General features: G+C 44.7%; 17 protein-coding genes. 10 read left to right on the plus strand and 7 right to left on the minus strand.

What is annotated here, in order from left to right:
* Nucleotides 1–42 precede the first annotated feature (42 nt).
* Together lepA and AC59GT_RS08445 are read left to right on the plus strand one after the other, a co-directional pair.
* Nucleotides 43–1,830, plus strand: coding sequence for a translation elongation factor 4 (lepA, locus tag AC59GT_RS08440; RefSeq protein WP_497237223.1), 1,788 nt, complete (start codon nucleotides 43–45; stop codon nucleotides 1,828–1,830).
* A gap of 92 nt (nucleotides 1,831–1,922) precedes the next feature.
* Nucleotides 1,923–2,804, plus strand: a complete 882-nt coding sequence (locus AC59GT_RS08445) for a bifunctional 5,10-methylenetetrahydrofolate dehydrogenase/5,10-methenyltetrahydrofolate cyclohydrolase (RefSeq protein WP_497237224.1) — start codon at nucleotides 1,923–1,925, stop codon at nucleotides 2,802–2,804.
* 5 nt (nucleotides 2,805–2,809) lie between these two features.
* Here the strand turns inward: AC59GT_RS08445 and AC59GT_RS08450 are convergent, their stop codons facing one another.
* Nucleotides 2,810–3,151, minus strand: coding sequence for a Rieske (2Fe-2S) protein (locus AC59GT_RS08450; protein ID WP_497237225.1), 342 nt, complete (start codon nucleotides 3,149–3,151; stop codon nucleotides 2,810–2,812).
* The gene (locus AC59GT_RS08455; protein WP_497237226.1) at nucleotides 3,151–3,921 is read right to left on the minus strand and encodes a hypothetical protein; all 771 of its coding nucleotides are present in this window, start codon (nucleotides 3,919–3,921) and stop codon (nucleotides 3,151–3,153) included. Before AC59GT_RS08455 ends, AC59GT_RS08450 begins: the two co-directional genes overlap by 1 nt.
* Before the next feature lie 182 nt (nucleotides 3,922–4,103).
* Here AC59GT_RS08455 and AC59GT_RS08460 point away from each other — a divergent pair, with 182 nt between their 5' ends.
* Both AC59GT_RS08460 and AC59GT_RS08465 read left to right on the plus strand, forming a co-directional pair.
* Nucleotides 4,104–4,727, plus strand: a complete 624-nt coding sequence (locus tag AC59GT_RS08460) for a 7-carboxy-7-deazaguanine synthase QueE (protein WP_497237227.1) — start codon at nucleotides 4,104–4,106, stop codon at nucleotides 4,725–4,727.
* Between the two features lie 40 nt (nucleotides 4,728–4,767).
* Nucleotides 4,768–6,675, plus strand: a complete 1,908-nt coding sequence (locus tag AC59GT_RS08465) for an OmpA family protein (protein ID WP_497237228.1) — start codon at nucleotides 4,768–4,770, stop codon at nucleotides 6,673–6,675.
* A 78-nt stretch (nucleotides 6,676–6,753) separates the two neighbouring features.
* On the opposite strand, the gene recQ is transcribed toward AC59GT_RS08465, so the two are convergent.
* Nucleotides 6,754–8,946 (minus strand): DNA helicase RecQ, encoded by a 2,193-nt coding sequence (recQ, locus tag AC59GT_RS08470; RefSeq protein WP_497237605.1) that lies wholly within the window; start codon nucleotides 8,944–8,946, stop codon nucleotides 6,754–6,756.
* 252 nt (nucleotides 8,947–9,198) lie between these two features.
* On the opposite strand from recQ, the gene AC59GT_RS08475 reads away from it, so the two are divergent.
* Complete coding sequence (locus AC59GT_RS08475) at nucleotides 9,199–10,284, plus strand: mannose-1-phosphate guanylyltransferase (RefSeq protein ID WP_497237229.1); 1,086 nt, start codon at nucleotides 9,199–9,201, stop codon at nucleotides 10,282–10,284.
* Between the two features lie 93 nt (nucleotides 10,285–10,377).
* Here AC59GT_RS08475 and rlmB read toward each other — a convergent pair whose 3' ends face one another.
* The gene (rlmB, locus tag AC59GT_RS08480) at nucleotides 10,378–11,139 is read right to left on the minus strand and encodes a 23S rRNA (guanosine(2251)-2'-O)-methyltransferase RlmB (protein WP_497237230.1); all 762 of its coding nucleotides are present in this window, start codon (nucleotides 11,137–11,139) and stop codon (nucleotides 10,378–10,380) included.
* A 281-nt stretch (nucleotides 11,140–11,420) separates the two neighbouring features.
* On the opposite strand from rlmB, the gene dnaB reads away from it, so the two are divergent.
* The gene (gene dnaB, locus AC59GT_RS08485; protein ID WP_497237231.1) at nucleotides 11,421–12,977 is read left to right on the plus strand and encodes a replicative DNA helicase; all 1,557 of its coding nucleotides are present in this window, start codon (nucleotides 11,421–11,423) and stop codon (nucleotides 12,975–12,977) included.
* 272 nt (nucleotides 12,978–13,249) lie between these two features.
* Here the strand turns inward: dnaB and chrA are convergent, their stop codons facing one another.
* The 3 genes from chrA to AC59GT_RS08500 form a co-directional block, all read right to left on the minus strand.
* The gene (gene chrA, locus AC59GT_RS08490) at nucleotides 13,250–14,449 is read right to left on the minus strand and encodes a chromate efflux transporter (RefSeq protein ID WP_497237232.1); all 1,200 of its coding nucleotides are present in this window, start codon (nucleotides 14,447–14,449) and stop codon (nucleotides 13,250–13,252) included.
* Between the two features lie 10 nt (nucleotides 14,450–14,459).
* The gene (locus AC59GT_RS08495; RefSeq protein WP_497237233.1) at nucleotides 14,460–15,038 is read right to left on the minus strand and encodes a dihydrofolate reductase family protein; all 579 of its coding nucleotides are present in this window, start codon (nucleotides 15,036–15,038) and stop codon (nucleotides 14,460–14,462) included.
* A 450-nt stretch (nucleotides 15,039–15,488) separates the two neighbouring features.
* Nucleotides 15,489–15,833, minus strand: coding sequence for a tetratricopeptide repeat protein (locus AC59GT_RS08500; protein WP_497237234.1), 345 nt, complete (start codon nucleotides 15,831–15,833; stop codon nucleotides 15,489–15,491).
* Between the two features lie 69 nt (nucleotides 15,834–15,902).
* On the opposite strand from AC59GT_RS08500, the gene AC59GT_RS08505 reads away from it, so the two are divergent.
* From AC59GT_RS08505 to AC59GT_RS08520, 4 genes are all read left to right on the plus strand, one after another.
* Entirely contained in the window at nucleotides 15,903–16,640 is a 738-nt protein-coding gene (locus tag AC59GT_RS08505) for an electron transfer flavoprotein subunit beta/FixA family protein (RefSeq protein WP_497237606.1), read from the plus strand.
* A gap of 22 nt (nucleotides 16,641–16,662) precedes the next feature.
* Complete coding sequence (locus AC59GT_RS08510; protein WP_497237235.1) at nucleotides 16,663–17,640, plus strand: electron transfer flavoprotein subunit alpha/FixB family protein; 978 nt, start codon at nucleotides 16,663–16,665, stop codon at nucleotides 17,638–17,640.
* 27 nt (nucleotides 17,641–17,667) lie between these two features.
* Nucleotides 17,668–18,267: a bifunctional nuclease family protein gene (locus tag AC59GT_RS08515; protein WP_497237236.1), complete on the plus strand. Its 600-nt coding sequence runs from the start codon at nucleotides 17,668–17,670 to the stop codon at nucleotides 18,265–18,267.
* A gap of 138 nt (nucleotides 18,268–18,405) precedes the next feature.
* Nucleotides 18,406–19,665, plus strand: coding sequence for a nucleoside permease (locus AC59GT_RS08520; RefSeq protein ID WP_497237237.1), 1,260 nt, complete (start codon nucleotides 18,406–18,408; stop codon nucleotides 19,663–19,665).

Below are 19,665 nucleotides of genomic sequence, written 5' to 3' on the forward strand. Positions count from 1 at the left end.
CCTATGCCAAATATCCGCTTAAAAAGTTATTTTTGCGATTGAATGAAGCATATCCGTAATTTTTGCATTATAGCGCATATCGACCACGGTAAAAGTACCCTTGCCGACAGGTTGTTAGAATATACCAATACTATAACTCAGCGCGAAAGCCAGGCTCAGCTTTTAGATGACATGGACCTTGAGCGGGAACGGGGTATCACCATTAAGAGCCACGCCATACAAATGGATTATGAGCTTGATGGCCAGAAGTATGTGCTGAACCTGATAGATACACCAGGCCACGTGGATTTCTCCTACGAAGTATCACGCTCTATTGCTGCATGTGAGGGCGCCTTACTGATTGTAGACGCGGCGCAAGGTATACAGGCGCAAACCATTTCTAACCTTTACCTGGCGCTTGAAAACGATCTTGAAATTATTCCCGTACTGAACAAGATGGACCTTCCCGGCGCTATGCCCGAGGAAGTTAAAGACCAGATTGTAGACCTGATAGGCTGCAAACGCGAGGATATACTTGCGGCATCCGGCAAAACAGGCATGGGTGTACATGATATTTTACGTGCAATTGTAGAGCGTGTGCCAGCCCCGGTGGGCGACCCTGAAGCACCTCTACAAGCGTTGATTTTTGATTCGGTTTATAACTCCTTCCGTGGCATTGTAGCTTACTTTAAAGTTGTAAACGGCGAGATCCGCAAAGGTGACCGTGTGAAGTTCTTCGCTACAGAAAAGCAATATATTGCCGAAGAGGTTGGCACACTTAAACTAAAACAACAGCCTAAAGACGTTATTAAAACAGGTGATGTAGGTTACATCATTTCTGGTATAAAAGAGTCTCGGGAAGTTAAAGTTGGTGATACCATCACGACCATTGCCCGCCCATGCGAAATCGGCATACAGGGCTTTGAAGAAGTAAAGCCAATGGTATTCGCAGGTATTTACCCGGTAGATACTGAAGACTACGAAGAACTGCGCGAATCTATGGCGAAATTGCAGCTGAATGATGCCTCGCTGGTTTTCGAGCCTGAATCATCTGCTGCTTTGGGGTTTGGTTTCCGGTGCGGCTTCCTCGGTATGCTGCATATGGAAATTATTCAGGAACGGCTTGAACGCGAGTTCAACATGACGGTGATCACCACTGTACCCAACGTGTCTTACCTGGCGCACAGCACCAGAGGTGAAGAGATAACGGTTAACAATCCGTCCGACCTTCCTGATCCAAGCAAGATCGACTTTGTTGAAGAGCCTTATATAAAAGCAACCATCATCACCAAATCGGAGTTTGTTGGCCCGGTAATGTCGCTTTGCATACAAAAACGTGGTTTTATTAAAAACCAGTCGTACCTCACGTCAGACCGTGTGGAACTGATCTTTGAAATGCCGATGGGCGAGATCGTATTCGACTTTTATGATAAGCTGAAAACCATTTCCAAAGGCTACGCATCATTTGATTACCACCAGATAGGTTACCGCCAAAGCGACTTGGTAAGGTTGGATATTAAATTAAACAGCGAACCGGTTGATGCTTTATCGTCATTGATATTCCGCGGAAATTCTTACGACTTTGGTAAAAAGATATGCGAAAAGCTGAAAGAGCTGCTGCCACGTCAACAGTTCGAGATTATCATACAAGCATCAATTGGTGCCAAGATCATAGCACGCGAAACAGTTAAAGCAATGCGTAAAGACGTTACTGCGAAATGTTACGGTGGTGATATATCGCGTAAGCGTAAGTTGTTAGAAAAACAAAAAGCAGGTAAAAAACGGATGCGCCAAGTGGGTAACGTAGAGATACCACAAAGCGCATTTATGGCTGTTTTGAAATTAGATTAACTAGAATCAAGAAACAAGAGTCGAGATGCAAGACAATAAGTATAAGTTTTGCTTCCTTTCCTGACTCTTGAATCTTACATCCTGACTCTCTTATGCAGTTATTAGACGGAAAATACGTATCGGAAAAACTCAAGGTTGAAATTGCTGAAGAAGCAGCTAAAATACTGGAGCGCACTGGCCGCAAACCGCACCTGGTTGCGGTGCTTGTAGGCCATGACGGCGGTAGCGAGACCTACGTGGCCAGTAAGATGAAAAATTGCGAAAAAGTAGGCTTTAAATCATCCCTTGTGCGTTACGAAGATACTGTTTCTGAAGAAGAGCTTTTGGCCAAAGTGGCTGAACTAAATGCCGACGAGGACATTGACGGTATTATTGTACAACTGCCGTTACCAAAGCACATCGATCCTGAAAAGGTTACCGAGCGCATAGACCACCGGAAGGATGTGGACGGTTTTCACCCGGTAAACCTTGGTCGCATGCAACGTAACTTACCATCATTTATCCCGGCTACACCTTACGGCATTACCTTAATGCTTAAAGAATATGGAATAGATACCGCGGGTAAGCATTGCGTAGTTGTCGGCCGTAGCAATATAGTTGGCTCTCCTATGAGCATCCTGATGGCGCGTAATACGCAGCCCGGCAACTGTACAGTAACTATATGTCATAGCCGCACACCCGATATTAAGAAGTTTACTCTTGATGCTGATATCCTGATCGTTGCTATCGGTAAAAAGAATTTTATTACTGCAGATATGGTTAAGGATGGTGTAGTGGTTGTGGACGTAGGCATGAACCGCGAAACTTCAACTGTGACTAAATCTGGTTACAAGTTGTATGGCGATGTAGATTTTGAAGGCGTGTCGCAAAAAGCTTCCTGGATAACACCGGTACCTGGCGGCGTTGGGTTAATGACCATAGTAGGTTTATTAAAGAACACCCTTGCGTCAGCAAACAAAGAGGTTTACAGCTAAGCGGATTATCTAAACGCCTGCTTTAACTTGTCCCAAAAAGAGTCCATCCCGACATATAGCACATTATCTTTCACTTTAACAGGGTAATGCTCTATGTAGTCGTTTTGACCGGGGTTGCCTTTGCCGGTATGCAGGTCATAACCAAAGCGGTGTATAGGGCAGATAAGTTTGCCATCTTTACACCATCCTTTGCTCAGGTCAAAGCCGGCGTGCGGGCAAGAGCTACCCAGTGCATACACCTCCCCTTCGTAGCCTACCAGGCAAATGTTCTTGCCGCCAGCCTTTACTTTTTTTATAAATGTTTCACCACCAGTCAGCACCGGTTCATCTACAGCAACCCACTTCATTAAAGGTCTATCTTCAGGTTCATTAACGATGGGTTCTTCATTACCTCATCCATACTGGTCACCAGTGTTACAGTGCGCCTGTCGGCAGATAGCATAGCCTTGCTATTATTAATCTTTTTTACCGGCCGCGCAAATCTTAACACCACTTTATAGGGCATATCAATCAGCATCGCTTTAGCTACTGATAACTTTGATCCAACCTTCTTTAAAAACAAGTTGAATTTATTCTTGTCAACGCTACGGTAGAATTTATTATCAGATATTTCGTAAACGTAATAGTCCTGCCCTGCTGTAAAACGCTGCCCTGCATCTATAGCGTTGTTAGTTTTAGAGGATCCATCCACCATGGTAAAGGCTGGACTATTTATCGGCAGGCTGGATATATGTTGGAGGTAGTACTGCAATTCGGCAGTAGTACTGGCTTTGTGCGTCAGGTTTACCTTCATTACATTGTTTTTCAGGTTCATTTTAACAGCCAGATCGCTGCCTTGCGCAAGCTTTATCTCTTCAGCGTTCATCTTGTTGGCTATGCTGTCTGGTAAAGCATTGTAGAAATTTATAGTGGTATCCTTAATCAGGCTGAACTGTGGTGTCTCGCGCACTGAGTCGGACAGCAAATTGGTTAATACAGAAACCGCCCTGCTCATGTCAAAGCCATATACCACGTTGCATGATCCATCTTTATTAAAGTCGTATCGTTCCTCAATGTCAACGCATGAAGAACAGCATAGCATCAATATAAATAACGCCGGAAAGTAAAGTTTCTTCATACAGGTCGGGCTGAGTGTAATTATATCACTGGTCTACAATACTTTATTCCATAAATCTAAGGGCAATATCTTACAAATAAAAGCGACTGCGCAACATATGAGGCTATTCATCACCAAAATATCACCTTTCGTCTTTGTGCTTTATGCTTTGCTGGCAATGGTGTACCTTTGCAGCCTTAATTATGGCACACCAGGTTCCGGAAGATGGCACGCTGCTTCCTTTAATGGAAGAGTTTTATACAATACAGGGAGAAGGATATAATACCGGCAAAGCAGCCTATTTTATCCGCCTTGGCGGCTGCGATGTGGGCTGCCACTGGTGTGATGTTAAGGAAAGCTGGGATGCTGAACTGCATGCCCTTACCCCTGCTGACCTGATAGTTGCGAATGCAGCTATGCACCCCGCAAAAGCCGTGGTAATTACTGGCGGCGAACCGCTTATTTACAATCTTGATTACCTCACTGCCAAATTACACGACGCCGATATCCGCACGTTTATAGAAACATCAGGCGCCTATCCCATTAGCGGTAAGTGGGACTGGATCTGCCTTTCTCCCAAGAAATTCAAAGCACCCACACAAAGCGTTGCGGATGTTGCGAATGAATTGAAAGTGATCGTGTTTAACAAGTCAGATTTTGCATTTGCAGAACACAACGCCAAATTGGTTGGGCCGGATTGTAAACTTTACCTGCAGCCCGAGTGGAGCAAGCATCTTGAAATGACCCCGCTTATTGTTGATTACGTTAAAGAGAACCCTCAGTGGGAAATATCCCTTCAAACGCACAAGTATTTAAATATCCCTTAAATGTGTAACTTAGGGTATTGATTCACGTATCAATACCACGATGCGCATTTCTATTTTCCTCGCTTTTTTTTGCCTGTTTTTCCCTGACTGCGTTTTTGCGCAGCAACGGCAATACACCACCACCAACCAGAACGCTATAAAAAACTTCGCTTTAGCCAATGAGAGTATCGACGAACACCTGTATGATGATGCAATAACCCAGCTGGAAAAAGCCGTGTCATCTGACAACAAGTTCATTGAAGCCCACTTTTTGCTGGGTGATGTGCTCCGCATGAAAAGGAACAATAAAGGGGCCGTGCAGCATTACCAAAAAGTCATTGATCTTAACCCTGAGTTCAATCGATCCGTCTACATGAAAATTGGCGACTCGGAGATAAACGAAGGTTTATACGCGGCGGCCCAGCAGCACCTGGAAAAGTACATTACCTATCCTAACCTAACCCCACAGAACGAGGCTGCAGCACGCAAGCTATTGCGCGATTGTACTTTCGCCATTGATGCGTTGCAGCATCCGGTAGCGTTTAAACCTCTGAATATGGGCGCTGAGATAAATACTGCAGCGGATGAATACCTTCCGGTAGCTACCGCCGATGAGAGCACCCTGATATTTACCCGTAAGATAAACAACAACGAAGATTTTTACAAAAGCGACAAACTGTCTACAGGCAAATGGCAAAACTCTGCATACTTAAGTAATGTGATAAACACACCAGCATATAACGAAGGTGCACAATCGATATCGCAGGATGGAAAGTATCTGTTCTTTACGGGCTGTAACCGGCCCGATGGACAAGGCCGTTGTGATATTTACATTTCGCAACGCAAAGGTGATGACTGGGGGAAGCCCGTTAGCCTAAGCGCACCCTTGAACACTCCTGGTTGGGAAGCACAACCGTCTGTAAGTGCCGATGGGCGCACCATGTATTTTGTAAGTAACCGCAAGGGCGGTTACGGTGGTTACGACATATGGAAATCACAACTAACAGATAAAGGTTGGAGTAACCCCGAGAATATGGGGCCAAACATCAACACTATCTACGATGAACAGTCGCCGTTTATCCATCCGGACGATAGCACTTTTTACTTTTGCAGCAATGGCTGGCCGGGTATGGGCGGCAAGGATCTTTTTATTTGCCGCATTGGTAAAGACGGTAAGTGGGGGAAACCCGCTAACCTTGGCTATCCTATAAACTCCAGCGGAGATGAGAATGGCTTGACCCTTACAGCCAACGGCGCTTATGCCTTCTTCTCCTCTAATAATTTGAAGGGTTTCGGCGGGTATGATATTTACACGTTTGAACTACCCGTAAACTTGCGCCCCAACGTTGTTACTTATGTGAAGGGGAACGTAAAAGACATAAAAACAAAAGAGCCATTGGAGGCGGTTGTTGAGATAATAGACCTTGAGAAAAATCTTCCTGTTTATCAGGACTACAGTTCCGAAGATTTGGGCGAGTTCCTGGCGACGCTGGCATCCGGTAAAAATTACGGACTCAACATATCTCGCCAGGGTTATTTATTTTATTCGGATAATTTTTCTCTAATTGGCCATGCCACCAAGAGCGCGTTCAACATCAATGTACTGCTCTCTCCAATTGAGGTCGGCAATAAAGTTGTGCTTAAAAACATTTTCTTCGATACAAATAAATTCGATTTGAAGATGGAATCGAAAGCGGAGTTACAGAAGCTTATTGAATTTCTGACGCTGAACGCAACCATTAAAATAGAGATTTCGGGCTATACTGACGATATCGGCAATGATGTGGCTAATCAGTCACTATCCGAAAACCGCGCGAAAGCTGTTTACAGCTACCTTGTTGGCAGCAACATCGCGGCAAGTCGGCTACTGTTTAAAGGCTATGGTAAAGCCGATCCTATTGTACCCAACACGTCGGACGATAACCGCAGCAAGAACAGGCGGACCGAATTTAAAATCATTGGTAAATAGCTTTCAGTAAAAAGTCCAAAGCCAAAGCACTGATGGCTTCGGCTTTGGACTATATAAAATTTTGCTTTAAGCCTAAACTTAATTGCCTACTTCGGACATAAATTTAATGCGCATTAGTTGCACTTCTTCACGGGTGTAGTCGTCGGTACCCAGTTCTACCAAAGCATCGTCAATTGAGTCTATTTCTGCTGTTTTAAAGTAGTCAAAAACTTCCTCCTGCTTGTCCTCGTCTATAACCTCGTCTATATAGTAGTTAAGGTTAAGCTTGGTACCCGAGTTCACAATTGTTTCTACCTCTTTAAGTATTTCCTCGTAAGTTAAACCCTTTGAAGCAGCAATGTCTTCCAAATCGAGGTGCCGATCAATATTTTGGATAATGAATACCTTCAATGCCGATTTGTTGGCTGCCGATTTGATCACCATGTCTACAGGTCTGTCAATATCATTGTCCTCAACATATTTCTTTATCAGGTCAATGAACGGCGCGCCAAACTTAGCTGCTTTACCGGCGCCTACACCATGTATCTGTTTCAGTTCATCAACGTTAACAGGATAATGTGTACACATTTCTTCCAAAGAGGGATCCTGAAATATAACGAATGGTGGAAGGCCTTTTTGTTTTGCAATTTTCTTGCGCAGGTCCTTTAGCATTTGCAGCAAAGCGGTGTCCAATGCCCCACCGCCTTGTTTAGGCCCGTCCTCGCCCTCATCCTCATCAGTAGGCCCCATTTCCCGATTTAGTATAAACCTGATGCTGTAAGGATTTTCAAGGAAGTTAAGGCCAGCCTTGGTAAGATGAAGCAGACCATAATGATCGATATCTTTAGCTATGAAGTTGTTAAGCAACGCCTGGCGCAGCAAAGAGTTCCACAGGTTCTCACCCGCTTCTATTCCCGACCCAAAGTAATCTAATTTATCATGCTCGTAGTTTTTTACCTGAGCATCATCCTTACCCATCAGTATATTAACGATATGGCAATCGTCAAACTTCTCACCGATGTGCTTTATCAAACTAAGCGCTCTGTGCAGGTGCTCCTCGCCATCAAAATGCGTTTTTGGTGCACAGCAATTGTCGCACATGTTATTGCAACCCGCCTCGTTAAAGTTCTCACCGAAATAATGCAACAGCTGTTTACGGCGACAAACAGAAGATTCAGCGTAGTCTATAACCTCTTTAAGTATCTGTGTACCTATCTCACGTTCGGCTACAGGCTTGTCCTTCATGAACTTCTGCAGCTTGTCTATATCTTTAGCAGAGTAAAAAGCTACGCAAACACCTTCACCACCATCTCGCCCGGCACGCCCGGTTTCCTGGTAATAACCCTCCATGCTTTTAGGCATATCATGGTGTACTACGTAACGAACATCGGGTTTATCTATACCCATACCAAAGGCTATGGTCGCAACGATAACCTCAACATCTTCCATCAGGAATTTGTCTTGTGTATCGGCACGCACTTTGGGATCAAGCCCCGCATGATACGGTAATGCCCTTACGCCATTCAGGTTAAGCGCCTCAGCTACTTCTTCTACCTTTTTGCGGCTTAAGCAATAGATAATGCCGGACTTACCCTGATTTTGCTTTACAAACTTTACAATCTCTTTGATAGCATTTCGCTTGGCCCTCACTTCATAAAACAGGTTAGACCTGTTAAAGGATGATTTATAGACCGTAGCGTTGTTCATCTGCAGGTTCTTCTGAATGTCCTGCTGAACTTTTGGCGTCGCCGTTGCCGTTAAAGCAATAATTGGAATATTGTCACCAATATTGCTGATCACCTGGCGTATCTTGCGGTATTCCGGGCGAAAGTCATGACCCCACTCAGATATACAATGCGCTTCATCTACCGCTACAAACGATACCTGGTTAAGGCGAAGAAAATCAACATTCTCCTGTTTGGTAAGTGATTCGGGCGCAACGTAAAGTAGTTTGGTTTTGCCGCTCAGGACATCGTCCTTAACGCGTATGATGTCGGCTTTGGTAAGTGATGAGTTTAAAAAATGTGCTATGCTGTCAGAGCCGCCAAATGCACGCAATTGGTCGACTTGATTTTTCATGAGTGCGATGAGCGGAGAGATCACTATCGCAGTGCCTTCGCTCATTAGAGCAGGCAACTGGTAACACATGGATTTTCCGCCCCCCGTAGGCATAATCACAAATGTGTCGTTACCTGCTAAAATGTTAGTTATAATCGCTTCCTGCTCCCCCTTAAAATTATCAAACCCGAAGAAGTTCTGGAGGTTATCAAAAAGCGATTTTTTAGCTTCAATCATTATATGTACTGTACTTAAATGTTTTAAAATTATGGTTCAAAATAACTAAAATTTATAAATAAACGGCGGGTTTAGTTAAAAATTTTATATAAAAATGATTAATCAACCAAAAACAATTTGTTTATTTACAGGGTTAAAGGAGGTGTAATTTAATTGTTGAAATATTTAGTTTTATTTCATATTAAATTTACAAATTAATGCCCACATTTAGCCATGGGTTTACCAAATAAAAATTCTTTTACCCTTAGCATGAATAAGAACTACTATGCCATTATTATGGCAGGCGGAATCGGCAGCCGTTTTTGGCCGATAAGCAGAACATCTCACCCGAAACAATTTATTGACATTCTTGGCACAGGCAAAACGCTTATTCAGCAAACGTATGATCGCTTCCTGAAAGTATGCCCTAAAGAGAACATTTATATTGTCACCAACGAGAACTACACCGGCCTGGTAAAAACCCAGTTGCCAGACATTGCCGACGACCAGATACTTACAGAGCCGGTTATGCGCAACACAGCACCTTGCGTTGCTTACGGATGTTTTAAAATTGAAAGCATAAACCCTGATGCCGCTATTGTGGTAGCACCATCAGACCACCTGATATTAGATGAGGCGGCTTTTGTTAGCGCTATAGAAAAGTCTATGCAAACCGCCATGTCGCAGAATTGCCTGGTGACGCTTGGTATTAAGCCTTCCAGGCCAGACACAGGCTATGGGTACATTCAATACACTGATCAAACAGTTAACGAGGATTTTCATAAGGTGAAAACTTTTACCGAAAAACCAACTGTCGATATTGCTAAAACCTTTATCCAGAGCGGCGACTTTTTGTGGAATGCTGGGATATTCGTGTGGTCGGCGAAAACTATAGTCGCGGCATTTGACAGCTACCTGCCGGAAATGCACGAGATATTTGCGGAAGCCCGTTCTGTATACAATACACAGGAAGAAAAAGAGTTTGTACACAAGATATACCAGCGCTGCATAAACATTTCTATAGACTACGGAATCATGGAAAAAGCCAGCAATGTATATGTGCTGCCATCCGAATTTGGTTGGAGCGACCTGGGAACCTGGGCTTCTATTTACCAGTTGGCTGATAAAGATTATGTAGGTAACGCGGTTATCCCTTCAGAAAAGGTAATAATGTACGATAGCAGCAACTGCATGGTTAACGTACCTGGCGAAAAACTAGTGATACTACAGGGATTGCATGATTACATTGTGGTAGAATCTAATAATTCTCTCCTTATATGCCCCCGCGACCAGGAGCAGAACATTAAGCAGGTGGTATCTGACGTTAAGAACAAATTTGGAACGAAGTACATTTAAAGATACAAGAATTAAGATACGAGAGTCAAGAACGCCTGGCATTATTGTTCAGGCGTTTTTCTTTCCTAATTCTTGGTTCTAACTTTCCTGGCTCTACTGTTGCCGCTGCCTTATAGCCTCGTATAATATCACACCGGTAGAAACGGACACGTTTAGTGATTCAATTTCTCCAAACATAGGGATCTTGGCGAGGTGATCTGATATCCGGATAATCTCATTACGGATGCCATCCTCTTCGGAACCCATAACTATGGCGGTAGGTGCTGTATAATCCGGTTTATATATGTAGTCGTTGGTTTTCTCGGTACAGCACACCAATTGCAAGCCCGATTCCTGCAGAAATCGCACTGTTTGCATGAAATTATCGTGCCTGCAAACAGGTATCTTGTATAATGCTCCGGCTGATGTTTTTATAGCATCAGGGTTTACCTGAGCCGATCCTTTTGCAGGAATCACAATAGCGTGTACGCCCGAACATTCTGCAGTACGGGCAATGGCGCCCATATTGCGTACGTCGGTTATCCCGTCAAGTACCAATATTAGCGGCACCTCTCCTTTCTCAAATATCTCGGGAATGATGTTCTCTATCTTTTGGTAAACTATAGGCGATATAAAAGCAATAGCGCCCTGATGGTTCTTTTGAGTAAGGCGGTTCAGTTTTTCTACAGGCACCTGCTGTGCAATTATCTGGTGCTGGTGCATTACCTGCTTCAACTCCGTTAGCAAACCGCCACCTAAGCCGCGCTGCAAGTACAGCGATTCTATCTCTTTGCCAGCCAGTATCGCTTCTATAATCGCCCTAATGCCGAAAACCATCTGGTTGCTTTCGCGCGGCGGCCTCGTTTCAAATGCCATTCCTTAGTTATTGTATTCGCGCAAAAGTAGTTATAAATACAATATTACCCCATAGTGTACTTCTAAGTGGCTAAATAGCTTTACTTTATTAACACATTCAAACTTTATTAACATGGCGTGATTATCAATGTATTAGCAACATCATAAACAAGTTACTAACATCTAATGTGGAGTAAATACCCGAAAATTTATGGTGCTGAGAATGATTTAGTTATCCACACGATACACTATGTGAACTATTCTGATGCACTGAACCCCATTTTTTGATATATTTTTGTTGAATGATCTTCGAGAACGATTCCACCAGTAACAAGCCGGGCACCGAACGCAGAAATCGCTTTAACACCCCTACGCCTTACGCCGGACTAGGCAAGCTGCCGCCACAGGCAACTGACCTGGAAGAAGCCGTACTTGGTGCGCTTATGCTGGAGAAAGACGCTCTCTCATCTGTTATTGATGTTTTAAAACCTGAGGTATTCTACAAAGACAATCACCAAAAGATATTCAACGCGATAAGAATACTGTTTGAGAAAACCTCTCCTGTGGATATCCTTACTGTAACCGCGCAATTACGCCAGCAGGGCGAGTTGGAGATGATTGGTGGGGCGTACTATATTACCGAGCTTACCAACCGTGTAGCATCAGCGGCTAATATTGAGTACCACTCGCGTATTATTATCCAGAAGTTCATTCAGCGCGAATTGATACGCATCTCTACCGAGGTAATTAACAGCGCCTACGAAGAAACCAGCGACGTACTGGACCTTTTAGATAAAGCAGAAAAAAACCTTTTTGAGATAGCACAAAGCAACCTTCGTCGCGACTCGCGTAAGATGGACGACCTGGTGCACGAGGCCTTAAAGGAGATTGAAGCACTTAAGGATAAAAAAGACGGCCTCACAGGTGTTGCGTCCGGCTTCACCGAGCTTGACCGCATGACGTCAGGCTGGCAAAAATCCGACCTGGTAATTATCGCGGCCCGTCCTGCGATGGGTAAAACGGCGTTCGTGTTAAGCTGCGCACGCAATGCCGCTGTAGACTTTGATAAACCGGTAGTAGTGTTCTCACTCGAGATGTCCTCGGTTCAGTTGGTGAATCGTTTGATATCCGGCGAGACCGAGATTGAGCAGGAAAAGATCCGTAAGGGTACACTGGAGGAATGGGAATGGCAGCAGATACACTCTAAAGTAGGCAGGCTTGAGCAGGCGCCACTTATTATAGACGACACGCCATCGCTAAACATATTTGAATTTCGGGCCAAATGCCGCCGTTTAAAGTCGCAGCATGACATACAGCTAATCATCATTGACTACTTGCAGCTGATGCAGGGTAAGGCCGATGGCAAAGGTGGCGGTAACCGTGAGCAGGAGATTGGTAGCATCTCACGCGCGCTAAAAACCGTAGCAAAAGAACTGAACGTACCGGTAATTGCACTGTCGCAGTTGAGCCGTGCGGTGGAGAACAGGCCGGGCGGTTCCAAACGCCCTATGCTTTCCGACTTACGTGAATCCGGCTCTATTGAGCAGGACGCGGATATGGTACTTTTCCTTTACCGTCCGGAATACTACGGACTGGATGTTGATGAAGACAACAACCCTACCCAGGGTGTTGGTGAGGTAATTATAGCCAAGCACCGTAATGGCGAGACCGGTCGTGTACGCCTTAAATTCGTTGGTAAATACGTTAAGTTTACGGATCTGGAGACCAATATGGACGGCTTCCCTCCTATGGGTAACGCGTTCACGGGCCTGGCGCCATCGCAGGATTTTGAAAAGCCAAACAACTTTATCATTCGCCCCTCCAGCATGAACGATATGGAGGATGAGCCGCCGTTTTAGCCCCCTAGCCCCCTGAAGGGGGAACTTCTTTATAGGGCTGTATTTAGTTTACCAGTGTTTCGCTTGGCAAAAGCGAAACACCTGGAACACTATATTCTTCTAAATAGCTGTTTTTAGGTTCTTACATCTATAAGCGAAACAACCCGAAACAGTACTATAGCTTCAGGCTAATTGACCAAGTCCTTGTTCAAGAATACGTTATGGAGATTATACTTCTTTGTATAACTAGAGCGAAACACATTGGAGCGAAACACCTTAACATTAAAGTGCCCTTACAAAAGCATGCCAGCAGCTATGCCTATTAAAATAATCACCGGCGCTTTTATCCTGGTATATCTCAGTAGTAAAAACGTGACCACCATTAATCCGTAGGCTAAAACATTCAGCTTAAAAGGCATTACCAGCAATATAAAAGCCGTAGCCATAAAGCCCACGGCTACGGCGTTTATCCCGCTCAGGGAGTTCTTTATTCGTGTTATCTTTTTCAGATCGTTCCAAAACGGCACAATAAAAAGAATCAGGATCAGCCCGGGTAAATTGATGCCGATTACCGCCACCAAACTACCTATTACCTGCCCAATAATACCGTAACCCTTGTTACCCATGCTAATGCCACCTACAAAAGAGGTGAAGGCAAACGTAGGCCCTGGCAAAGCCTGCTGCAGGGCATAACCTGTCAGGAACTCCGAATTACTCAGGTAGTGTTTAAGCTCCACAAATTCCGTGTACATCAAGGGTACAAGCACCTGCCCGCCTCCAAAAATGAGGATGCCGTTACGGTAAAAGTTTTCAAACAAACGTATCGGCAAACTAAACGGCGAAGTACGGTTCACGATAGCGCCAAGGGCAGCAAAAAAGAGCAATATACCGATGAAGTAAGCTACTTTATTGGGGTTCACATTAGAGTAAAGTTTCACTCTCAGTTCATTCTCTTCCTTCTGGGTTTCCAACGCTGATGAAATAATACCGCCAAGTAAGATCAGGATTGGGAACGCATACGGGTTTTGCAGGATCAGGGTAGACACAAGCGAACCAACCGCCAGCATAGCCGTGACTTTCGTCCGCAAAAACTTACGGGCAAAGGTGTAGGTAGCATAACCCACAATGCCAACCGCCATGGGCTGTACTATGCGCAGTATAGATGCAAATTGCGCACGGTCGCCAAACATTTTGTAGCTGATGGCCGCTAAACACATTACTGCGGCAGACGGCAATATCCATATCAGAAAGGTTATAATGGCCAGCCTAAGCCCGCCCACCTTCCAGGCGATTCCTACAAGCGTTTGGGTAGATGAAGGCCCGGGCATAATTTGCGAGAGGGCATTCAGTTCCATCAGCTCTTCCTCTGTCACATAACGTCGCTTTTCTACAAACTCGCGCAGCAAAACAGCAATATGCGCTTGCGGCCCGCCAAAAGAGGTAAGCGTATAAAGGGCTACATCCCTGATAAATAGTAGTTGCCTGCCTTTCAAATCTGGTCTGTTAACTCGCGTTGTCGACTACATAGTTAAGTTCCGTCACACCGCAAGTGAATTGCCTGCTTCCTGGTAATAGCTTTAGCTTTACTTTATCTTTAATGTTGGTAAACAACGGAATACCTTCACCAAGTAGTATCGGGTTTACAAACAGCCAGTAACCATCAATCAGGTTTTCCTGAATTAACGCATGTGTCGCGCTTGGGCTTCCAAACAGCAATATTTCACTGCCATCTGTTTGTTTGAGTTTGTTAATGCTTTCAACAAGATCATCGCTGATGATTGTTGTATTGGCCAGATCCGCACCTTTCAGTGTTTTCGACAACACAACTTTGTGCGCGTTTTTGTACCAGGCAGAATGGTCAATGTCATGCTTACTGGCGTCTGGTGCGTCTGCAGCTGTTGGCCAGTAACTTTCCATCATATCGTAAGTTACCCGGCCATATAAAGCCGTATCAGTCCCGCTGATCCGCTTACTAACATGGTCAAACAGCTCTTCGTCAACCTTGATCCAGTTCATTTCTCCATTAGGCCCCGCTACGAAACCGTCAAGGGAGATGTGCATAAATGATATTATCTTTCTCATAATTTAGATGTGGTTATCTTTGTTAAAGCACTAAGTAAGTACTTTTTGCCTGTGCTTTATTATTGTTAGTCTGCTCATAGCCGCAGGGGCCTAGTAACTTTTGTCTTGATACAAAAGTCGCCAAAAAATCAAGACTAAAAAAACCTTCCTCTCCCGGGCCTTTACCCCGGCTCGGTTTTTCGTCTGCCCCACGCTTCTATAAGCAGTTCTAATACTTCTACGAAACTGTCAAGTAAAACTATGAGCCAGACGAACAGAACGAAAGCTAAATATGCGGCCTCAGAACAGCTGGCGGGCACTGCAACTGCCTTGGCACTAACTTTCATAGGCTGTTATGCAGCCGCGAGCTTTCTTTGCGGTACTTTCTTTGGCAACCAAAGAAAGTACCACCCACAGGCTCATGTTTAAGCACTGCCATTCCTAACGGAGCATTGACTGACCGTGGACTAGTTAATAATCGTCGTCATCATCATCATCAAACCCCTTTGCCGCCATGTAAACACCCTGCAGTTCCGAAAAAGCATGCATATCCCTTTTTTCCTTGGTAATGCGCATGCCTGTTTCATAAGTGCTTATCGCATCATCCTTACGTCCTAAAGCTTCGTACAGTTTACCCAGGTGATAATAGGTGCCGGTATAACCCGGGTGATTGGTAACCAGGTCCTCGTAATAACTTAAAGCTTTCTCTGTATCGTTAAGGCGCAGGTACTCTGTAGCTAAAGCATATTTCAAGAATTCGTCGTTCGGTTCGTTCTGTATAAATGCCAACAGCTTGTCTAATCTGCTTGTGTCCATTTTTTACTGTGTGTTTTTTAACTAAATTTGCAACACCAAATACGTCTACCCGCAAATAAACCGCTTATGATGAAAATATTGGTATGTATCAGCAACGTGCCTGATACAACTACAAAAATAACCTTTACAGATAACAACACGCAATTTAATACAAACGGGGTACAGTTCATTATCAATCCGTATGATGAGATCGCCCTTGCGCGCGCTATCGAGCTTACAGATGGTGGTAAAGGCACGGTAACGGTTATTAACGTTGGCGATGCAGGCACCGAGCCTACCATACGTAAAGCACTTGCAATTGGCGCTACAGATGCCGTTCGCATTAACGCTAAGCCGCATGATGCCTGGTTTGTTGCTTACCAAATAGCTGAATACGCCAAAGCAAACGCTTTTAACCTGATACTTACCGGCCGCGAGTCCATAGACTATAACGGTTCCAAAGTTGCAGCTATGCTGGGCGAACTGCTGGATATACCTTCAGTATCTATTATCAAGAAACTGGATGCTGAAGATCAGCAGGCTACCGTTGAGCGCGAAATAGAGGGCGGTAAAGAAGTACTAACTATACCCTTCCCGTTTGTGGCCGGCTGTGCTGAAGGCGTTGCCGAACCAAAAATACCAAACATGCGGGGCATCATGAGTGCACGGACCAAACCACTCGCTGTTGTTGAACCGGTAGCTGTTGAAACCTTTTCGGAGATCATCAGTTATGAAACACCTGCCCCACGCGGACAGGTGAAACTGGTTGGCGCTGATGAACCTGCACAGCTTATAGAGCTGTTGCATACACAGGCGAGAGTTATTTAATAATTACCAAGAAGATTCTACTATGTCAGTTTTAGTATATGCGGAGAATGCCGCAGGCAAGTTCAAAAAATCTACTTTCGAGGTGGTGAGCTATGCCAAAGCAGTTGCCGATCAAAATAACACTAACCTCATCGCTATTTCTATTGGCGATGTAGCTGCGGACGATCTTACCGCGTTAGGAAAATACGGCGCAGAAAAAGTGCTGAACGTGTCTAACGATAAGTTAAAGAACTTTGTAAACCAGGCTTACGCATCGGTAATTGCCGAGGCTGCTAAAGCTCAGGGTGCAGATGTTATAGTGCTGTCAAATTCATTCTCAGGCCGCGGACTAGCACCGCGTGTAGGTGTGAAACTACAGGCCGGGGTTGCCGATGGTGCGGTATCATTACCTGACCGGAATGGTGGAAAATTTACGATTAAGAAAACTGCGTTTTCCGGTAAAGCTTTTGCTACGGTCGAGCTTACATCAGCTAACAAAGTGATTGCGCTGACGCCTAACTCTTTTAAGGTGGTAGAAAGCGGCAATACAGCACAGGTGGAAGACTTTAGTGTAGAAACCCGGGAATCTGATTTCAGGGCTATGCTGAAAGACATTGTTCAGTCTACCGATAAAGTTTCGTTACCCGACGCCGAGATAGTTGTTTCTGGCGGAAGGGGTTTAAAAGGCCCGGAAAACTGGGGATTACTTGAGGAACTTGCCGGTTTACTTGGCGCGGCAACAGCCTGCTCCAAACCGGTGTCTGATGCCGGATGGCGCCCCCACAGCGAGCACGTTGGCCAAACCGGTATAGCCGTAAGCCCGAATCTGTATATCGCAGTGGGAATTTCAGGTGCTATTCAGCACCTTGCGGGAATAAGTTCATCAAAAGTTATCGTTGTCATCAACAAAGATGCCGATGCGCCGTTTTTCAAAGTAGCTGATTACGGTATAGTAGGCGACGCGTTAGAAGTATTACCAAAATTAATTGCTGCTGTAAAAGAGTATAAAGCTTCAGCATAAAACAGACAGGTTGTGATGGGTAACGATATGAAAAAGATTAAGCTGGATATTGTTGGGCTGTCCTACAGCCAAACGCAATCCGGCGCGTATGCATTGGTTTTAGGTGAAGTTAGCGGCCGCAGAAGGCTGCCTATCATAATTGGCAGTTTTGAGGCTCAGGCAATTGCTATCGAGATAGAGAAAATGACGCCTAGTCGCCCGCTTACCCACGATTTGTTCAAGAGCCTGGGGCAGGCATTCAATATATCTGTGCAGGAGATTATCATTTACAACCTGGTTGACGGCATTTTTTATGCAAAGCTGGTTTGTTTTGATGGCAAACGCACGGTTGAAATAGACGCGCGTACCTCTGATGCCATAGCGGTGTCGGTACGATTCGAGTGCCCTATTTACACCTACGAGTTTATTCTCTCCACTGCAGGTATCGTTATAGAAGGCAATGACTTTGTTTACCTCGAAAACATAAACGAAACTAAAGAAGAAAAAACACCTAACACTCCTGCCGGGTCATTCAACTCCTTAAGTGACGACGAATTGAAGAGCCGTTTACAGCAGGCCCTTTCTGAAGAGGCTTACGAAAAGGCTGCGAAAATACGCGATGAACTAAACAAACGTCGCGCATCCTGAGATAACTCTGGTTGTAAGTTAATACCAATCTTTATGGTTTAGCGTGAATTGTGCTGTTTTGAGTTTTCCAATTCGCGGTAATTCGCTATTTTCCCCCTTTTAATTTAACATTGATAATCTTGTTTAAACTGGTGCAGTATGAATATTAAGTATCGCTTAATAGTGATGAATTTTATGCAGTTTTTTATCTGGGGGGCGTGGCTGCTAACTATTGGCGCGTACTGGTTTCAAAACAAGCAATGGAGCGGTGCCCAATTTGGAGCTATCTTTTCTACCATGGGAATTGCATCTATTTTCATGCCCACCATCACCGGCATACTTGCAGACAGGTACATCAACGCCGAAAAGCTCTATGGCATTATGCACATACTTGGTGCCGCGACGCTGTGTGTGCTGCCTATGGTAACCAACCCTACTACCTTCTTTTGGGTAATGCTCATCAACATGGCGTTCTATATGCCAACGCTCTCCTTATCTATAACAGTATCGTATTCGGCGCTTAAAGGTGAGGGCATTGATGTGGTAAAAGCTTTCCCTCCTATCCGTACCTGGGGAACAGTAGGCTTTATTGTAGCATTATGGACAGTAAGCTTAACCCACAACGAAACCTCAGCTAATCAATTCTATATTGCTGCGGCAATAGCGTTAGCTTTGGGATTGTATTCCTTCTCACTGCCTAAATGCCCGCCGCTGTTAAATCAGGCTGAGAAAAAATCCTTTTCAAGCAGGCTGGGTTTGCATGCCTTCGCTTTGTTTAAATCTTCACGTTTCGCCATTTTCTTTGCGTTTTCGTTGTTGCTTGGCGCAGCCCTCCAGCTGACCAATGCTTATGGTGATACTTTTATTCACGACTTTAACAACGTACCTGCTTACAAGGAAACCATCGCTGTGAAATACCCGGCCATTATCATGTCTATTTCGCAGATCTCAGAGACGCTGTTTATCCTGGCCATACCATTTTTCCTGCGGAGGTTTGGCATCAAGTACGTAATGCTGTTCAGCATGCTGGCCTGGGTACTGCGTTTTGGTTTGTTTGCCTTCGGCGATCCTGCCGACGGTTTATGGATGATCATCCTGTCGTGCATTGTTTATGGTATGGCGTTTGATTTCTTTAATATTTCCGGGTCGTTATTCGTGGAAACGCAGGCTGCACCGGAGATCCGTGGCAGTGCTCAGGGCCTTTTCATGATGATGGTAAATGGTTTTGGCGCTTTCCTGGGCAGTAACATCAGCGGCTGGGTTATAGACAGATTCTTCCTGCTGCCAAGTGGAGCTAAGGACTGGCACGGCATCTGGCTGGCTTTCGCTGGCTACGCGCTCGTAATAGCCGTAATATTCCCATTTGTATTTAAGTATAAACATAATGCGGCGCTTAAGCACGCAATACAACACGCTTAA

The sequence above is a fragment of the Mucilaginibacter sp. 320_HR genome (assembly GCF_059691875.1).

Coding starts and splice junctions, on each gene's coding strand:
- AC59GT_RS08520 (WP_497237237.1), top strand. CDS start 18,406: ATGAATATTAAGTATCGCTTAATAGTGATGAATTTTATGCAGTTTTTT.
- AC59GT_RS08455 (WP_497237226.1), bottom strand. CDS start 3,921: ATGAAGAAACTTTACTTTCCGGCGTTATTTATATTGATGCTATGCTGT.
- AC59GT_RS08465 (WP_497237228.1), top strand. CDS start 4,768: ATGCGCATTTCTATTTTCCTCGCTTTTTTTTGCCTGTTTTTCCCTGAC.
- rlmB (WP_497237230.1), bottom strand. CDS start 11,139: ATGGCATTTGAAACGAGGCCGCCGCGCGAAAGCAACCAGATGGTTTTC.
- AC59GT_RS08460 (WP_497237227.1), top strand. CDS start 4,104: ATGGCACACCAGGTTCCGGAAGATGGCACGCTGCTTCCTTTAATGGAA.
- lepA (WP_497237223.1), top strand. CDS start 43: ATGAAGCATATCCGTAATTTTTGCATTATAGCGCATATCGACCACGGT.
- AC59GT_RS08450 (WP_497237225.1), bottom strand. CDS start 3,151: ATGAAGTGGGTTGCTGTAGATGAACCGGTGCTGACTGGTGGTGAAACA.
- AC59GT_RS08495 (WP_497237233.1), bottom strand. CDS start 15,038: ATGAGAAAGATAATATCATTTATGCACATCTCCCTTGACGGTTTCGTA.
- AC59GT_RS08515 (WP_497237236.1), top strand. CDS start 17,668: ATGAAAAAGATTAAGCTGGATATTGTTGGGCTGTCCTACAGCCAAACG.
- AC59GT_RS08500 (WP_497237234.1), bottom strand. CDS start 15,833: ATGGACACAAGCAGATTAGACAAGCTGTTGGCATTTATACAGAACGAA.
- AC59GT_RS08505 (WP_497237606.1), top strand. CDS start 15,903: ATGAAAATATTGGTATGTATCAGCAACGTGCCTGATACAACTACAAAA.
- AC59GT_RS08475 (WP_497237229.1), top strand. CDS start 9,199: ATGAATAAGAACTACTATGCCATTATTATGGCAGGCGGAATCGGCAGC.
- AC59GT_RS08445 (WP_497237224.1), top strand. CDS start 1,923: ATGCAGTTATTAGACGGAAAATACGTATCGGAAAAACTCAAGGTTGAA.
- AC59GT_RS08510 (WP_497237235.1), top strand. CDS start 16,663: ATGTCAGTTTTAGTATATGCGGAGAATGCCGCAGGCAAGTTCAAAAAA.
- dnaB (WP_497237231.1), top strand. CDS start 11,421: ATGATCTTCGAGAACGATTCCACCAGTAACAAGCCGGGCACCGAACGC.